Annotated in this window: 11 protein-coding genes; 6 read left to right on the forward strand and 5 right to left on the reverse strand. The window is 53.0% G+C overall.

Features of this window, described 5'->3' with window-relative positions:
* Positions 1-169 precede the first annotated feature (169 nt).
* The gene (locus K0B87_06610; GenBank protein ID MBW6514411.1) at positions 170-1345 is read right to left on the reverse strand and encodes a T9SS type A sorting domain-containing protein; all 1176 of its coding nucleotides are present in this window, start codon (positions 1343-1345) and stop codon (positions 170-172) included.
* A 1199-nt stretch (positions 1346-2544) separates the two neighbouring features.
* On the opposite strand from K0B87_06610, the gene K0B87_06615 reads away from it, so the two are divergent.
* The 4 genes from K0B87_06615 to K0B87_06630 are packed head-to-tail and all read left to right on the forward strand — an operon-like array spanning position 2545 to position 6470.
* A complete protein-coding gene (locus K0B87_06615; protein MBW6514412.1) occupies positions 2545-3846 on the forward strand; it encodes a hypothetical protein in 1302 nt (433 codons plus the stop codon).
* Positions 3846-5330, forward strand: a complete 1485-nt coding sequence (locus K0B87_06620; protein MBW6514413.1) for a hypothetical protein — start codon at positions 3846-3848, stop codon at positions 5328-5330. Before K0B87_06615 ends, K0B87_06620 begins: the two co-directional genes overlap by 1 nt.
* On the forward strand, positions 5318-5773 hold the full coding sequence (locus tag K0B87_06625) for a hypothetical protein (protein ID MBW6514414.1): 456 nt from the start codon (positions 5318-5320) through the stop codon (positions 5771-5773). The genes K0B87_06620 and K0B87_06625 overlap by 13 nt, the downstream gene beginning before the upstream one ends.
* A gap of 40 nt (positions 5774-5813) precedes the next feature.
* Positions 5814-6470, forward strand: a complete 657-nt coding sequence (locus K0B87_06630) for a hypothetical protein (protein MBW6514415.1) — start codon at positions 5814-5816, stop codon at positions 6468-6470.
* A 54-nt stretch (positions 6471-6524) separates the two neighbouring features.
* Here K0B87_06630 and K0B87_06635 read toward each other — a convergent pair whose 3' ends face one another.
* Positions 6525-6854: a hypothetical protein gene (locus K0B87_06635; protein MBW6514416.1), complete on the reverse strand. Its 330-nt coding sequence runs from the start codon at positions 6852-6854 to the stop codon at positions 6525-6527.
* Between the two features lie 640 nt (positions 6855-7494).
* The gene (locus tag K0B87_06640; GenBank protein MBW6514417.1) at positions 7495-8328 is read right to left on the reverse strand and encodes a pirin family protein; all 834 of its coding nucleotides are present in this window, start codon (positions 8326-8328) and stop codon (positions 7495-7497) included.
* Between the two features lie 313 nt (positions 8329-8641).
* On the opposite strand from K0B87_06640, the gene K0B87_06645 reads away from it, so the two are divergent.
* Positions 8642-9088, forward strand: a complete 447-nt coding sequence (locus K0B87_06645; GenBank protein MBW6514418.1) for a GNAT family N-acetyltransferase — start codon at positions 8642-8644, stop codon at positions 9086-9088.
* A gap of 4 nt (positions 9089-9092) precedes the next feature.
* Positions 9093-10172 (forward strand): alanine racemase, encoded by a 1080-nt coding sequence (locus K0B87_06650; GenBank protein ID MBW6514419.1) that lies wholly within the window; start codon positions 9093-9095, stop codon positions 10170-10172.
* A gap of 86 nt (positions 10173-10258) precedes the next feature.
* Here the strand turns inward: K0B87_06650 and nifJ are convergent, their stop codons facing one another.
* Together nifJ and K0B87_06660 are read right to left on the reverse strand one after the other, a co-directional pair.
* Entirely contained in the window at positions 10259-13780 is a 3522-nt protein-coding gene (gene nifJ, locus K0B87_06655; GenBank protein ID MBW6514420.1) for a pyruvate:ferredoxin (flavodoxin) oxidoreductase, read from the reverse strand.
* A 442-nt stretch (positions 13781-14222) separates the two neighbouring features.
* Entirely contained in the window at positions 14223-16886 is a 2664-nt protein-coding gene (locus tag K0B87_06660; GenBank protein MBW6514421.1) for a carboxypeptidase regulatory-like domain-containing protein, read from the reverse strand.
* Positions 16887-16998 lie beyond the last annotated feature (112 nt).

Raw genomic sequence — 16998 nt, forward strand, 5'->3', positions numbered from 1 at the left:
TCGCTTCGGTTGAGTCATGATCGTCTCCTTGTCTTTTAGTTTCGATTAACCATTAAAACAAAGAGCGGGATCTGGCTCAACCTTTTTCTTCATCTGGCGTTACCTATTTTACACCAACCTTTGAGACGCTACCGCTTTGGCTTTAAGCCAAAGCCCGGGTTACCGAATTCTATTTCATTAACATCATTTTATGGATTCGATATTTATTCCCTTGTTCTATCCTTGCAAAGTAGAGTCCTGAACTGACTGTTCTGCCGCTTGAATCCGTTCCATTCCACATAACCGCATGTCTTCCAGCAACTACATGCTCATTTAGTAGTTGTTTGACTCTTTGTCCTTTGATATTGTAGATAGTCACGTTCACCATCCCCTCACTAGGCACAGAGAATCTGATGGTTGTCTCGGGATTGAACGGATTAGGGTAATTTGACTCAATTATTAGTACTGAGGGTATAGATTGGTTGTTCTGTGATTCGGTAGTTGTTATTGATGATAAATCTGCGAGAAATTCCAAATAACTGGCAAAATCAGGAGTATTTACACTTATATTGGGCAGTGATTTATCACCTTCATTAGCCAAATTCATATAACAGTAAGCCTGATCAATAAGAGCGAACAATGAATCTGCTACTGTCTCCGGATTATCAAGAATAAGCTGAAGTCTACTAATGGCAGTGAGATAATCTTCTTCTTTGATATAGCACTTTGTTTTAATCTCTTCTTTTTTCACGTATGTCGCAAAAGTCTCCGCAGGGATTTTCTGATCAAGGTAAGCTCTCAGATTGGCATAATCTTCAGATGATGCTCTTGTAGCCAGATACAAGTAGTCGATAGCAAGTTTCGTAAGTAAAGAATCTGGATAAACTTCGACGGCCTGCTTCATGCTTTGTATCGATTCATCAAACAATCCTTGATAAAACTGGTTCATCCCCGCTACAATAATGTCTGTTAACGATGATGGGAAAAAAGGATCGAACCTGAAGGCATCATAGTTTGGGTAGAACCGCTCTCTATAACTGGGAGGAGTTTGAGCAAAACTATTGCCCCTCATGTTAGCCACTGGTATTACTAACCCACTCGATAGATTAGCCAAAATATACTTATCCCAAGAATCAAAGTTCGCAAGGGGATCGTTAGGGACGTAATTAGTTTCAGTGAATAAATCGTCATCGAAGAGGTTAAGCCCATTTCTGGAGGTTGATAAAGACGCAGCATCACCAATCAATTCACACCCGTTGTTGTTTTGGAAAGTATTTGCTGCAAAACCATGGTAATCTGTGTTAGAATTCCAATTGTAGCTTTTCAGAAGCCAACAAAGCCACCGGAATGAGTGTGGAGAGCGCATTTGATCTCATGGGTCGGGCTCTGAATGGTCACACTGAGATGTTGGGTCGATATGGTATCGAGCTTGATGATACCAGACTCAAGACAGAAGGTGTATCCTATCTGGTCGAGAAGCTTGGCGAGGACTATGGTGGTACAGCTACAGCGCTGGCTGATCTGCGTCTGCAGAATGCCAATGCCTGGGGAGATATCCAGGAGTCAGTGGGTGATATGCTGACAGCTCTGATCAACCCTCTCTTGCAGGGACTTCGCTTGCTGATGGATGCCTATAATAGCCTGTCACCAGTGATGAAAGGCTTCGTAGCCGGTATCGTGATCGCCATCCCCATTATGGGAACTGTCACCACTGCCGTCATCACTCTGACAGCCGCCTATCATGCTCTGCAGGTAGCCATGAACCCGGTTGCGGGCATCATCGGCATAGCGGTGGGAGCCTTATCCGCTCTGGGTTTCGGACTGGCTGCCGCTTCCACGAGTTCAGAGGACCTGGCTACTTCTCAAAGAACCATGAATGACGAGATCAAGGATGCCCAGAAACAGGTCGGGGTAGAAGCCGAGAAGTTCAATCTGCTTTCTACTCGTTTACTGGAACTGCGCTCTGCCACTTCCTTAACTGCCGCAGATAAGCGGGAGATGAAGAACGTCATCAAGTCCCTCAATGACAACTACTCTGAGTATCTGGGCAACATCAACCTGGAGACAAGTGCCTACAATAATCTGGCTACCGCCCTGCGTAATGCTTCCGATGCTCTGGTACAGAAGAAGATAGCCGAGATCTATGGCGAGAAGTACAATGCCCAGATCAGAAAGGTAGCCGAACTGCAGATCGAGATCGACTCGCAACAGGCTGAGGTGGCTCAGGTTAGAGCCCGCAAACAGCAGTTGATGAACTCGGTTGACTGGGAGTTCCTAACCAGTGATCAGAACGCCATGGGCTTCAATCCTGCCTCTTACTTCGGTAATGATGGAGAATGGCTTAAGTTGGAAAGACGCCTGAACCAGTTCGGAGCCTTGACCGGGCAACTGCAGGCAGCCAAGAACGATCTACAACAGATCGGATCGGCTTATCGCCAGGCTATGCTCGATGCTCCAGATCTGACCTTTGATACCGGTGGTGGTGGAGGTGGCGGCTCATCCGCACCCGCAACAAATCCAGCTGCAACTGAAGCCGAGGCCAGACGCAGGGAAGCGTTACGCTTGATGGATGAGCTTGCCAGACTGCGTCAGGATGAGACGGAGAAGATAGAGGCTGAGTATCAGCGGCGGCTGGCTTTGATCAAAGAATTCACCAAGGACGGCAGTAATGAAGAGAAGCAGGCGTTGGATGATCTGGCGACCTGGAAGACACAGCAGGAGCAGGAGATCACAGATAGGGAGAAGGAAGCGGTACAAGCCAAGTTCAAGGCGGAGATCGATTACTTCTCTAACCTCGAGAACCTCGGGGTCTCCTCCTATGATGCCCTTAAACTGAGCATGGAGGAGTATTATGCCTGGGCTCAGCAGAATCTCCCGGAGCAGGAACAGCAGCTCATCCAGGCTCAACTGACCGAAGCCAAGCAGCGTCAGGCTAAACTGCTGCAGGACAGGCAAGAGGAGGAGCAAGCCAAACTACAGGAACTGCAGGACATCCGGGACGAGTTCTATAGCCGAGACCTAGACAATATCGGCAACTCCTATGACAAGCAACTCCTTGAAGTAGACCGCTATTACGAACAGATGAAAGCGAAGCTCTTGGAGGCTGGCTATACCGAGGTCGAGATCGAGCGGCAGAAACAGGAGACCCTGAACACACTCAGAACCAATCATCAGCTTCAGGTAGCCAGTGGCCTGTCCAAGATCTTTGGCGATCTGGCCTCGGCTCAAAATAAGGAGAGCGAGCGTGGCTTCAAGATGTGGAAGGCTTCAGCTATCGCCCAGGGCTACGTGGATACCTTCACCGCTGCTATTGGAGCCTATAAGTCCATGGTCGGTATTCCTGTAGTTGGTCCCGGACTGGCAGTGGCGGCTGCAGCAGCGGCTATGGCTGCCGGTCTGGCTAACATCGCCCGGATCAGTGCCACCAAGTTCGAGAAGAAGGCAACGGGTGGACTCTTAACCGGACCCTCCCATGACCAGGGAGGCATCCTGATCGAAGCTGAAGGTGACGAGTATGTCACCGCCAAGGGCAGGGTCAAAGCCCTGGGCAAGAACCTCTTTGACTTCCTCAACTTTGCACCTCTGGAGCAGGTGAAGTTAGCTTTCTCAGGTATTCCCATCCCGGCAGTCCCCCTACCGGCAAACGTGGGCTCATATTATGCTGCAGGTGGCAGTATCTCCTCCGGTAGCGGTATGAATACCCTGATCGATCTAATAGCCGCCATGAAAGATGAGATCATCTCACTTAAGCAGACGGTTATGGACTCCAAGCCCATCATCGAGGTCAATGTCGATCCACTATCGAATGACCCGATAAAGGTGAGTGAGATCGCCGATACAGGTAAGATCATCAGGAGTGAGGTCTAATGCCTAACCTCTTCAAGATCGACTTCATTCAAGGCAAGACCGATGCTCCCGACTATAACCAGGTCAAGCACAGCCTGGCTGATACTGCCAATAATAGATCTATCATCAGCCTGTCTGTCTCTGCCGATAAGCTGCAGTCTGTATCCAACTATACCAGAGAACCAAAACGGCTCCTATTCGAGTGCTTTCCCACTACCTGGATACAGGATAACATCCTCTCCGGCTCAAACGAGCATGAGCGTTATGTCTCGCACTTTGAGGTCAAGGTCTACCGGGATAATAGCCTCTTCTTCTCCGGGATCATCGATACCTCCCAGTTATCCTTTGATGTAAGCTCAGGCATCCTCAAGATCACCTGTTACGATAAGATCAAGCTGCTTTCCATCTACTCCAATCTGACCCACTACTATTCACTATCAGCCGGTTATCAGCCGATCTGGATACTCGGCTACTTCCTGCAGGACATCGAGCAGACTATCCCCATTGATATCCCATACTCAAATCAGTTCGACCTGCCTACCCTGAACATTAGCTCCGGCAGTGCCTTGGAGATCGCCCATATCGACTTTGACGATCTGATCGCCTTTCCCAATCCTACCGGAGGCTGGACCTACAGCTATCACAGCTCCGGCTGGCCGGGACCTTACTGGGGCTTCCGCATCGAGACCGCCATTAATCGCATCAGCTTCATCTTTGCCTATAAGAAAGTGCTCAAGGCTACCTATCCCAGTCCCGCCACCACCAAGTACCAGGGACGCTACCGGGGACGCATCTTTACCTTTTACAACAACATATGTCCCGTAGTAGTCGAATATGATGAGCGAACTGACTGGGTGGACGATCTGCCCTCGCTGGATAATGCCCATAATGAGTTCATCAGCTTCTTTACCGGGCATGGCATCACCGAGACCATCCTCTATAGTATGCCCTCCGTCGGCGTTATCAATGGCAGAGCCTATGGCAGCAGTCACTACGTCGGTCAGTGGACTGCGGCACACTTTACCGGTAATCTCTTCCCAGCCTATCTGCAGCCCGGCAAGTCCTATGAGACCAATAACGAGGAGCAGACCGAGAATCTCAAAGTGCTTAAAGCCATGCTCATGCTTTACAATGCAACTGTTTACACCAATGCTTCCGGCACCATCATCTTCAAGAACAAGGATGCCTACTCAACAAATATAATCGAGATAGACGGTGAGGACGTGATCAGCTTCATGGTGAAGCGGGGCAATCCGGAGAAGCCGGAGATCGCCTCCATAGATGTGCTGGCAGGGGATACCACTCAACTCCAGACTTACATCCAGGATTACCTGATCGATTTTCATGACTCCAAGTGGAGCTGCGAAGCTACCATCGATCAACTCAACAAGTATAACCTCACCCTCCAGTCCAAGATCAGGATCAAAGATCAGATCTATGCCATCACAGAAGTGGAGCGAGACTACATCAATGACGAATACAAGGTGAAAGCATGGTTGTTATAAAGGGCTGGAAACTGATCCGGCAGGATGATCAGGCTATCAATTACTACTACTGTCTCAATGGGCAGGTTGAGTACGAACCCACGCAGAAGTATCGCCTGGAGAAGAAGAACGCCTATGATCCCACCTATCTCCATCGCCGGGAAGCCTACCGGGAGGACTCCTTTGATCTCGAAGGGGTACTCACAGCAAGTGAATACTATGACCTGATGGAGTTCCTCTTGGGTGCAGGAAGGCTGTATCTGGAATATACAGCCTATGGCAGCACCAACAGCCAGTTCCCGGTCACAGTAACCCAGTTGCCCAAGTGCCCGGATGATCTGCATGAGTATCCGGTTAAGGTCAAGTTCAGTCTGGAATCCAGATACATTGGCACACCCGGCTATATCGACTTCGGCATCATCATTATCACCGACTTTGACGAGACGGTGATCGGTCAAACCTAAGCATACACCTCAACTATAAAGACCCACTACAGGAGCATACATGTATAAGTTCGCCATCGGTTACTACACTATGGAAGGCACAATCCGCAAGCCCAGAACAGGCGTTGACGTCCGCTTGCTCAGACCAGGTCAAACCTGGGCGGAAGGCAAGCGTCTGATCGAGACTGTACCTGACTCCGGTTACTACGAGATCGGTATCCAAAACGAAGCCGACTGCGGCTTCTATGAGATCTGGGATAACCTGGGCAATCCTCTTGGTCAGTTCAGCGGCAAGACCTGCATGATCGGCAAGATGGATGCCAGGGGAATCCAGAACAATTCCATATATGCCAATCACATCCTGGATGGAGCGGTCACATCAAATAAGATCGCCAACGGAGCCATCTCCAAGAGCCATCTTGCAGTGGAGATACTCACCCTGTCCAAACTGCAGCACGAGATTCAGGATCAGACTAAAGGCGTGGGAGACAACAGCCAAAGCACTCCTGCCGTTATGACCGAAGACAAAATCATAACCCATGTTCTGGATAAGGAATATCAGGAACTACCGCAGATCATCTTCACCAACATGTGCGATGCCTTTCTCTATGTAGCAGATGCCAAACTCGATGGGAATATCGTGACCGTCACCCTCGGCATCAGCCAGGTTTACACCGCCACCGAGCCTTTCTACACCCTGCTCGCCCTCGCCAAATGATGCTCAAGAGAGAAACCCGGCAGAACCGGGTTGTGATTAGGGATAAGCTCCAGCTTACTTCTTTTCGAGTCTGCAGATCAGCTCAGCCATCAGATTGATCATCTCCTTGTAGTCTCCACACTCCCAAGCATCGTCTGCCTTGATCCTGATCTCTTCCTCGGTCATCTTCTCCGACTGTAGCCACGGGCCTCGGAACTGATTCCACCAGCTCTTGTAGTGGAACTCGGTATCATCTGAATCTTCTTGTGATGATGCCGGGGCTTCGATCATCTCTTCAATAGGCTGCTCCGAACCATCGTCTCTCATCAGCACTAGCTGACTGCCTGATTTCACCATCTCCTCCAGCGTTGCCTTCTCTTTGCGATTCTTGTTTTGCTTGGTCATCTTGATCTCCTTCTCGGTTACCCGACTGTTGATTTATGAGTGCTACTATGCACCCCTCGCACAGGTGGTCAAGTCTTTTCTGCACAATACGATAAGAAAGATTGAATATTATTGCTTGACATTGGATGGGGTAGCTTTTCAATGGGATCAGCCTACAGACCCTACATAGAATGCCCTCCGATACGTGGGATCACCGCCCGGTGATTCCCACGTTTTTTTTATTGTTATCAAGGCACAGACTATTGAATTTGCAAAAAGGTTGAAACTGGATTTGCAAAAAGGGTGATACTAGATTTGCAAAAAGGTTGAAACTGGATTTGCAAAAAGGGTGAAACCGATTTGCAAAAAGGGTGATACTGGGGTCTCACTAAAAACAGCGATTTGCAAAGAAAGTGATACTATTTGCAATTTCACTTGATACTCTATATCCCACCAGAAAATCTCATCTGGCTCCCCTTATCAATACGCTATCAATACGGACTCATTACGGACTAAGTCCGTAATGAGTCCGTATTGACACCGTAATGATAAGGAGGGCGAAGGGCTTGGGCCAGGACGGAAAAATGCCTTAGAATCAGCCTGGAAGCGAGGCCGGAGCTGAAATTAGAGCCGTTCTGGCCAGATATGTGTTCGGATGGGTCTAACGGAGGAAGGTGCCCATCTGCAGTTCCTGGTAGGCGGTCTGGATCTCCTGCAGGGTGTTCATGACGATGGAGCCGCGCCAGGAGATGGATTCGTTGAGCGGCTTTCCGGATAGGAAAAGGAAACGCAGGCCGGATGGGCCGGATTCCAGCTCCACTCCCTCGCCGTCGTCGAAGAGCACGGTCTGGCGGTTGCGGGCTTTTTGATCACCGATCATGGCTTCTCCCTCATAGACATAGATGAAGCAGGTGTGGCCTTGGGGCGCTGGCAGGGCCAGCTTTTGTACTGGCGGGATGAAAACGTCGTAGTATTGGGGGTCGATCACGATGTTCTCCGCGGGGCCTTTCACGCCTTGGAAAGTACCGCAGATGATCTTAATTTCGGCTCCGGCGTCGGTTTTTACAACGGGGATTTTGTCCGCCGTGATGTCCTGATAGCGGGGCCGCATCATTTTCTGAGCTGCGGGCAGGTTGGCCCAGAGCTGAAATCCATACATGCGGCCGATGGGATTGGGCTTGGGCATTTCCTGGTGCATGATGCCCTTGCCGGCAGTCATCCATTGCACGTCACCCTTGCCGATCGTGCCGCCGTTCCCCAGGCTGTCCTGGTGTTCCGCGCTGCCTTCCAGCATGTAGGTGATGGTCTCGATCCCGCGGTGGGGGTGCCAGGGAAATCCGGGCAGGTACATTCGCGTGTCGTCATTGCGGAAATCATCCAGCAGCAAAAAGGGGTCGAAAAGCTGCTGGTCGCCATAGCCGAAGGCCCGGTGCAAATGCACTCCGGCGCCCTCGAGGGTCGGTTTGGCGTTTCTAATCAATCTGAGCTTGCGCATGGTCTGTCTCCTGTTCCAGATATCCGCCAGCGAGGTCCATCTCTCTGCGGAACAATCACCTGGCTTTTAAATATCCCTAATCTGACGGGCAGTTTGCAGTCAAGCTTTTTATCGCCGCGGAATCCCGGGTCTGGCTCGCTGATTCCCTGGCCTTCCTATCAATTGAAAATGGATGGAGCATCAGTGCGGTGTTCATTGCCAAATATCCGGGACGAAAAAAAAGCTTGACAGGGTTTATTATATGTCTTGCAATAACTTAAAATATGTATACGGCAAATGTGTCATACTCTTACCATCTTCAAGGAGCAACTTTATGATCGGCATTACCAAACACGCAAATCTGCACTCCCTGGAAAGCAAAACCACGGTAACCGCCTTAATAGATTTTCTGCACACCCACCTGGACCAGTTCCGGGACAGCAAATCGGCGATCGGCAAAGCCATCGACTATGCCTTCAGCACGGAAGCCGGCAAAGGGGGATATGTCCTCCTGGGCTGGAATGGAGAACAACTGGCCGGAGCTGTGGTGATGAACAAAACAGGCATGGACGAGTACATTCCCGGCTGGCTGCTGGTCTACATCGCTGTAAACTCCGGATTGCGGGGCCAGGGGATCGGCTCGGCCCTGATGCGTGAGGCCTTTGACAACTGTGATGGCGGGATCGCCCTGCACGTGGAATACGACAATCCGGCCAAGCGTCTCTACGAACGGCTGGGCTTCACCAGCAAGTATGCCGAGATGCGCTGGCAAAAAGGATAACTTTATGGCACGCATGAAGATACACATAGACCGCCTGATCGAAAACATCGAGAAAATGTCGGAACTGATGAGCCAGCACAAGAAACAGTGGTCTTTGGTGGTGAAAGTCCTGGGGACGGACAAAACCGTTCTGGCCAAGATCCTCAGTAATCCCGCCATCCTCAGCACCCATTCGATTGCCGTTTCCCAATGGAGATCGCTGCAGATCGTCAAAGAGATCAATCCGGAACTGCGCACAATGTACATCAAACCGCCAGCGATCTCTAATGTTGCCAGGATCATCCGCTACGCCGATATCTCCTTCAACAGCTCGTTTCTCACGATCCAGGCCCTGAGCAATGAGGCCGTTAAACAAAACAAGACCCATCAGATCGTGGTCATGATAGAGATGGGCGAATTGCGCGAAGGCATCAACCGGGAGGGCTTGATACCATTTTACAGGCGCGTGTTCAAGCTGCCCAACATCGAAGTGATCGGCATCGGAACAAATCTGGGCTGCATGTACGGGATCCAGCCAACCTATGACAAACTGATCCAATTGGTGCTTTACAAACAGTTGCTCGAAGCCAAATTCAAGCGGAACATCGAATTGGTCTCCGGCGCAAGTTCGATCACCATACCCTTGCTGGAAAAGGGCAAGGTGCCGCAGGGCATGAACCACTTCCGGATCGGCGAGGCGGCCTTTTTGGGAACTTCGCCCCTAAACGACAAACGGGTGCTGGACCTGAACACAGGCGCTTTCACCTTTGAAGCCAATATCGTGGAATTATATAAAAAAAGCAGCCAACCCGACGGGGTCATCTCCGATGCCTCTGTTGGCCACACGGCCGATATCGATACTTCGGAAGAGGAACTCAGATACAGGGCCATCCTGGACTTCGGTGAACTGGACGTGGATCACGCCAATCTGATCCCGGAAGACCCCAGTATCCAGTTCTTTGGCAATAGCAGCGATCTGACCGTATACGATCTGGGGGAAAACCTGCAGAATTACCAAACCGGGGATGTGGTGCGCTTCCGGCTGAAATATATGGCCGTCGCCAAATTGATGTATTCCCGCTTTGTGGAGAAAGTGCTGGTCTGACGGATCCTCTGACAAGACAGTTTAACAGAAAAAGAAAACCGGCGGATGAGCTTTCCGCCGGTTCTATGTTATTGTTAGAAGGGGTTTTATCCCTCGGTCAATTTCTTGTATTGCAGGTATCTGTCCTTGAAGAATTCCGCCGCCCCGGCCTGGAATTTTTCCGATCGTTCCGGGAAGATCCTTTTCAGGGCTGAATAGCGGGTTTCGCCATCCAGGAATTCCTGCACGCTGAGGGTGGGTTCCCTGCTGTCCAGGGTGAGCGGATGTTTGCCTGCGGCGGCATTGAGCGGATTGTATCTGTAGAGCAGCCAGTAACCGGCGTCCACAGCGGATTTCTGGCGTTTCTGGGCCAGGGACATGTCGATGCCGTGGTTGATGCAGGGCGCGTAGGCTATGATAATCGAAGGACCGGGATAGGCCTCGGCTTCCATGATCGCGTTCAGGGCCTGCGCCTTGTTGGCGCCCATGGCAATGGCGGCGACGTAGACGTAGCCATAGCTCATCATCATCATGCCCAGGTCTTTCTTGTTGGTGTTCTTGCCAGCTTCGGCGAAACGGGCGATGGAACCGAGCGGCGTGGCTTTGGAGGCCTGGCCGCCGGTGTTGGAATAGACCTCGGTATCCAGCACGAAGATGTTCATGTTTTGGTTGGATGCCATCACGTGGTCGAGCCCGCCGAAGCCGATATCATAGGCCCAGCCGTCTCCGCCGATCGCCCAGATGGAGCGTTCGACCAGGTAGTCCTGGAGCTCGGCGATCCTCTTCAGATGGGGCTTGCAGCCTTCGCAGGCCTTGTCCAGGGCGGAGGGAAGCAGTTTTCTGATCTTCTCCGCGTTGTCCTTGGCGGCCTGGTCCACGTCGGCCCAATGCTCGAGAGAGTAGCCCAGGGCTTCCTTGAGGGCAGGATCGATCTCTTTGGCCAGCAATTCCTGGGCTGCCTGCTTGAGCAGCTTGCGGTGGGAATTGACGGCCAGGCGCATGCCAAAGCCGTATTCCGCGTTGTCCTCAAAGAGGCTGTTCGCCCAGGCGGGGCCTTTGCCGTCCTTGTTTTTGGCATAGGGGATGGTGGGGAAGGTTCCGCCCCAGATTGAGGAGCAGCCTGTGGCGTTGGCGATGATCATGCGGTCGCCGAAAAGCTGGGTCAGCAGCTTGATGTAGGGGGTTTCGCCGCAGCCGGCGCAGGCTCCGGAGAATTCCAGGAGCGGCTGTTTGAACTGCGAGCCTTTCACGTTGCCTTCCTTGAAATTGGCCATCACGTCTGAAGGCAGGGCTTCAAAGTATTCATAGTTGGCCTGCTGTCCCTGTTCGCGTTCCTCTTCGATGGGTTTCATCACCAGCGCGGCTTTGGGGCATTCGTTCACGCAAACGCGGCAGCTCTGGCAATCGTCGATATAGACCTGAACCTTGTATTGATAGCCTTCGGCGCCGGTGGCCTTGAGGGCTTTGAAGCTGGCGGGGGCGTCCTTGAGGTCCTCATCCTTGATCAGCTTGGCGCGGATCGCGGCATGGGGGCAGACGAAGGAGCACTGGTTGCACTGGATGCAATTTTCCGCGATCCAATGCGGCACTGCCGGAGCCACGCGGCGTTTTTCCAGTTTCGCGGTTCCGCTGGGCACATAACCGTCCAGGGGCATTTGGGATACCTTGATCTGGTCGCCCTCTTCGCGCATGATCGGCTCGATCACGTTCATCGTGAAATCGTCCGAGCCTGCGGGAACAAGCTGCAGATGGGGGCAATTCTCAGCCGGAGGGGTGGCAGGGATCTCTATTTCCACCAAGGCTGCGTTGACCCGGTCCACGGCGTCGAGGTTCATTTTCACAACATCCTCGCCCTTGCGGCCATAGGTCTTTTTGATCGATTCCTTGATCAGGCCAATCGCCTCGCCGCGCTCCAGGATGCCGGAAATGAGGAAGAAAGCGGTCTGCATCACTGTGTTGATGCGCCCGCCCAAGCCCACTTCCTCGGCGATCTTGAGGCCGTCGATGTTGTAAAACTTGATCTTGCGTTCGATGATGGTATTTTGCATGTCACAGGTGAGATGGTTGAACACCTCGTCCCTGCTCCAGGAAGAATTGAGCAGGAAAACGCCGTTTTCCTTGATCCCGCCCAGCAGGTCGAAACGTCCGATGAAAGCCGGATTATGGCAGGCCACGAAGTCTTCCCTGGTTACGAAATACTGGCTCTTGATCGGGTGTTTGCCAAAACGCAGGTGGCTGCGGGTGATGCCGCCGCTCTTCTTGGAGTCGTATTGGAAATAGCCCTGCACATAGAGGTCGGTGTGGTCGCCGATGATCTTGATGCTGTTCTTGTTGGCGCCCACGGTGCCGTCGGAGCCGAGGCCCCAGAACTTGCAATTGACCATGCCTTCGGGGCTGGGGTCGATATGTTCGTCCAGCGGCAGGCTGAGATGGGTGACGTCGTCTTCGATGCCCACCGTGAAGCCGTGGAATCCCTTGGCCATCAGGTGTTTATAGACAGCCAGGATCATGCTGGGATGGAAATCCTTGCTGGAAAGGCCGTAACGCCCGCCAATGATGAACAGGCCGGGCTTGTCCTTGAGGGCGGAAACGACGTCCAGATAGAGCGGCTCGCCGATGGAGCCGGGTTCTTTGGTGCGGTCGAGCACGGCGATGTTTTTCACGCTGGCAGGCAAAACAGCCAGGAAATGCTCCGTGCTGAAGGGACGGTAGACCCGGACCTTGACCAAGCCGAGCTTCATGCCGCGTTTTTCATTCAGATAGGTGAGAGTTTCCTCGATCGCCTCGCAACCGCTGCCCATGGCCACGATCACGTGTTCGGCCTCGGGATGGCCAACATAGTCGAAAGGTTTGTACTGGCGTCCGATCCTGGCTCCAACCTGGGCCATCACTTCTGCGATGATGCCGGGGGCATCCATGTATTGCTGGTTGCTGGTCTCGCGGCCCTGGAAATAGACGTCCGGGGCCTGCTGGCCGACCTTCACCTGCGGATGCTCGGGATTGAGGGCGCGCCTGCGGAAAGCCTCGGTCAGGCTGTGGTCGTTGAGTTCGGCCATGGTCTCATAATCGATCACGTCGATCTTTTGCAATTCATGCGAGGTGCGGAAACCGTCGAAGAAAAGCAGGAAGGGGATGGAGGTCTTCATCGTGGCCAGTTGGGCCACCACGCTGAGATCCATGACCTCCTGCACGCTGTTGGCCGCGATCAGGGCAAAACCTGTGTTGCGGGCGCTCATCACGTCGGAATGGTCGCCAAAGATCGAGAGCGACTGTGCTGCCAGGGAACGCGCGGTCACGTAAAAAACGGTGGGCAGCATCTCGCCGGCGATCTTGTGCATGTTGGGAAGCATCAGCATCAAGCCTTGCGAGGCAGTGAAAGTGGTGGTGAGGGCTCCGGCGGAAAGCGAGCCATGCACCGCGCCGGCGGCTCCGGCTTCGGATTGCATTTCGATCACGTCGACCGTGGTGCCGTGGATGTTTTTCCTTCCGTCCGCGGCCCAGGCGTCGGAAAGCTCTCCCATTCCGGAAGAGGGCGTGATCGGATAGATGGCCGCCACTTCGACAAAGGCGTAGGCGACGTGCGCCGCCGCGGTATTGCCGTCCATTGTGGCTTTGAGGTTCTTAGCCATGATAAATCTCCTTATATATCTTTAATTTACAACTAATAACAGGGTTTTCAGACACTTCTTTTCAAAGGCAGATTTGTGTCAATCAAATTCCGCCCCGGATGCTTCCTGCCCATGTTAAGATCATGTCTGTCTGATAGTTCCGCGCTCTGCCAACCTCCTGTGGAGAGTGAATGCAAGGCCGAACGCGTCAATACAGACACAGTTTCAGACACGAGAAGCTGTTTGGGGCAAATCTGTTCCTTCAGGTTTCCAGTGCTCTCCAAATAAGCTCAGATCCCTCTTCACACCTGGATTTTCGGCAGTGTATCCCCAACTCCCGCCCCCTGTGGCTCCCCTTATCAATACGGTGTCAATACGGACTCATTACGGACAAAGTCCGTAGTGAGTCCGTAATGATAGCGTAATGATAGGGAGGGCGGCCGGAAAATCACACGGTTTTGACTTACTTGATCATCACCATCCTTAGGATTGACTTGTGACCGCCGCAGCTCATTTTAACCAGGTAGATCCCGCTGCCCAAAGCATTTCCCCTGCCATCCCGGCCGTCCCAAACCACGGAGTGGCTTCCCGCCTGGAATTCATCCTCGGCCAAAACTCTGATCAATTGCCCTTTGGCATTATAGATCCCGAGCCGGGCCATTCCCTGCTCGCGCAGATCAAAGCGGATGGTGGTGCTGGGATTGAAGGGGTTGGGATAATTAACGCGGAGCCCGGTGGCCAGCGGAACCGAGACCTGATCCGCATTGGCCACGGGAAACTGGAAATCGAGGGTGGTGGTTTGGTAGCTCTGGATCAGCACGGCGAAGGCCACAAGATCCGCAAAGCCAGGAGCTGAAACGGTGACATCATAGGTTCCTGCTGGCAGATAGAGGACGAATGAGCCCTGAAAGTCGCTGCCGGCCTGATAGGTTACGGCGCTGACCTGCGCGCCCTGGATGGGGTCTCCGTTCGGGGCGTAAACATGGCCGCTGAGGATGCCATGATCGGCGGGCCAGGCCAGAAAAGAGGTTTTGGGGAAGATGCCGGAAACGTAGCCGTGCGAAGGTGGGGCGTAGGGATCATAGGTGGTGTAGTCGCTATGGACCATCCTGCCGCGGTTTGTGCCCACGGTTTGCGTGAAGAAGTTGTCCAGTTCGTGCCCCACCGGAAATCCGCCAATTCCCTGGGCCAGCAGGACCAGGTTTTGCCCGTCCGTGTAAGAGAACGGTTCGCTGAGGGTGATCTCGACCACATTCGGTCCGGCGGGAAAGTCGTAAACTCCATCATAGACGAGGGTGAGATCGGAGGCGCCGATCCAGCCGCCGGCCAGATTAGGCTGCGCTGTGGTTCCCAACCAAAGGGAGATGGGTTTTTGGCTGAGGTCGGAGAAGAAATTGCTATAGAACCTGATCCCGCTGATCAGTCCGGAGAAGTAGCTCATCTCCTGAGGAAAATAGAGAGTTTCATAGAGGCTGTTCATCCAATGGAAGTCAAAGGGAAAGCGGTCCTGCTGCTGTCCGCTGCCCACCGTGACCAGAATTGTTTCCGGAAACTGGACCTCGACGCTGAAGGCTTCACTCTGGTCATTGGCGGGATTTTGGTCGCCCGCGACAAATGCCACGGCGCGGATGTTGAGCAAACCAGCCGTGGTAGGCGTCCAGGGCAGGATCACATCCAAAGCCTGGCCCGGCCCGATCTCTGGTCCCGCGATCGAGGCCAGTTCAGTTCCCTGGGTGGAAAGCAGTTTCACCTGGTAAGCGCTTTGCACGACGGCTCCCCAGTTCCTGAGCCTGACAGTGTAATCGGAGCTGAAACCAACGCTGGGAGTGCGGTTTCCGATCACGGAGAGGGCGGCAAGATCGGTGTCGAAAACGGATTCGACCGCGATGGTGTCCAGGTATATGTTGCGCGAAGGCCCGCCATGCAAATGTTTGAAGGCGATGTATCTGCCGGTTCCGGCATAGCTGTCGAACAGGACAGTGTACTCGGTCCAGAAAGTGTTGGCCAAGGTTACTTGCGCCACCTGGTCAAAGCTTGAAGGGTTGGACGGATCGCTCAGGATGCCCACGCCCAGCGGATAATTGGCAATGATGGACCGGGCCCAGAATCTGACCCGGACGTCTGCCAGGCTGATATTGACGGCCAGAGGCGGGGCGATCAGAAAGATCTCCCCCTCCAGATCGGTGGAATTGAACATCTGGGCGCAGTTCAGCAGGGTGTGCGGATTATCGCTGCTGGTGCGCACGAAAGCCCCGGTGGCGCTGGACTGGACGATCCTGTTCCAATCCCAGGGCAGTTCCGGCGGATTGAGCGCGTCAAAATTCTGGGCGTAGGGCAGGCTGGTGACGGTGTTATCCTGGCAAAAGCCGCTCAGATCAACGTAATGCGGCACCCTCTGATCGTCCGTGATCGTGATCAGGCTTTCGTGAAAGCCTCCCTCCGTAGGCAAATAGCGGGCCGTGAATTGGATCGTCTGGCCCAAAGCAAGGCCCAGTGGGAGATCCGGAACCCCGAGCAGCGAGAAATGGGGGCTCCCCGAAAGCTCGATGCTCTGGATGGTGAGGGTTCCGCCGCCCATGTTGAAGATCGTGAAATCCTGGCTGTGCGTGGTGTTGACCAGCACGGCGCCGAAAGCGTGGGAATCCGCGGAGATCATATAGAGCGGGTCATCCTCGAGGGGCAACAGATGCAGGGTGGTTTGGGGAAATTGCCCGGACATGACGCCCATGTTCGGGTTGGCAGGATCGACGGAGGCACTGGTGGAAGTGAGTTTACGGGCCCGGTTGGAACCCACGGTTTGGGCGTAAAAGACGTTCGTGGAAGCGAAATAGTCGCTTTCCCAGGGCCGGAAGACCAGCAGCACCAGGTTGCCTCCGGCATAGGCAAATTGCTCCTGCAGGGTGATGGTGACCTGATTCTGTCCCGCGGGATAATCCACGTTGCCGTCAAACACCAGGTCCAAAGAGGTGGATGGGATGAAACCGGAGCTGAGGTTTTCCAAAGCGCTGACGCCCAGCCACACTTTGGTGGGTTTGTTCATCAGGCTTTGGGTGAAATTGTTATATAAGGTGATCGCGTGGATGATACCCACTGTGTCGATCTCGGCTGGGAATAATACAGCTTCCACAATGAAACATCATATATAAGAGCAAGTGCATAATTTCATCAGCACTTCTGAGTTAAGGGTGTCGAAGTATTCAACGACTGCCTTTTCAAGTTGTTTCAAAGAGTCATACAGT

It is taken from the genome of Candidatus Syntrophosphaera sp., from assembly GCA_019429425.1.
GTDB lineage: Bacteria > Cloacimonadota > Cloacimonadia > Cloacimonadales > Cloacimonadaceae > Syntrophosphaera.

Coding starts and splice junctions, on each gene's coding strand:
- K0B87_06610 (MBW6514411.1), bottom strand. CDS start 1,345: ATGCGCTCTCCACACTCATTCCGGTGGCTTTGTTGGCTTCTGAAAAGC.
- K0B87_06615 (MBW6514412.1), top strand. CDS start 2,545: ATGGATGAGCTTGCCAGACTGCGTCAGGATGAGACGGAGAAGATAGAG.
- K0B87_06620 (MBW6514413.1), top strand. CDS start 3,846: ATGCCTAACCTCTTCAAGATCGACTTCATTCAAGGCAAGACCGATGCT.
- K0B87_06625 (MBW6514414.1), top strand. CDS start 5,318: ATGGTTGTTATAAAGGGCTGGAAACTGATCCGGCAGGATGATCAGGCT.
- K0B87_06630 (MBW6514415.1), top strand. CDS start 5,814: ATGTATAAGTTCGCCATCGGTTACTACACTATGGAAGGCACAATCCGC.
- K0B87_06635 (MBW6514416.1), bottom strand. CDS start 6,854: ATGACCAAGCAAAACAAGAATCGCAAAGAGAAGGCAACGCTGGAGGAG.
- K0B87_06640 (MBW6514417.1), bottom strand. CDS start 8,328: ATGCGCAAGCTCAGATTGATTAGAAACGCCAAACCGACCCTCGAGGGC.
- K0B87_06645 (MBW6514418.1), top strand. CDS start 8,642: ATGATCGGCATTACCAAACACGCAAATCTGCACTCCCTGGAAAGCAAA.
- K0B87_06650 (MBW6514419.1), top strand. CDS start 9,093: ATGGCACGCATGAAGATACACATAGACCGCCTGATCGAAAACATCGAG.
- nifJ (MBW6514420.1), bottom strand. CDS start 13,780: ATGGCTAAGAACCTCAAAGCCACAATGGACGGCAATACCGCGGCGGCG.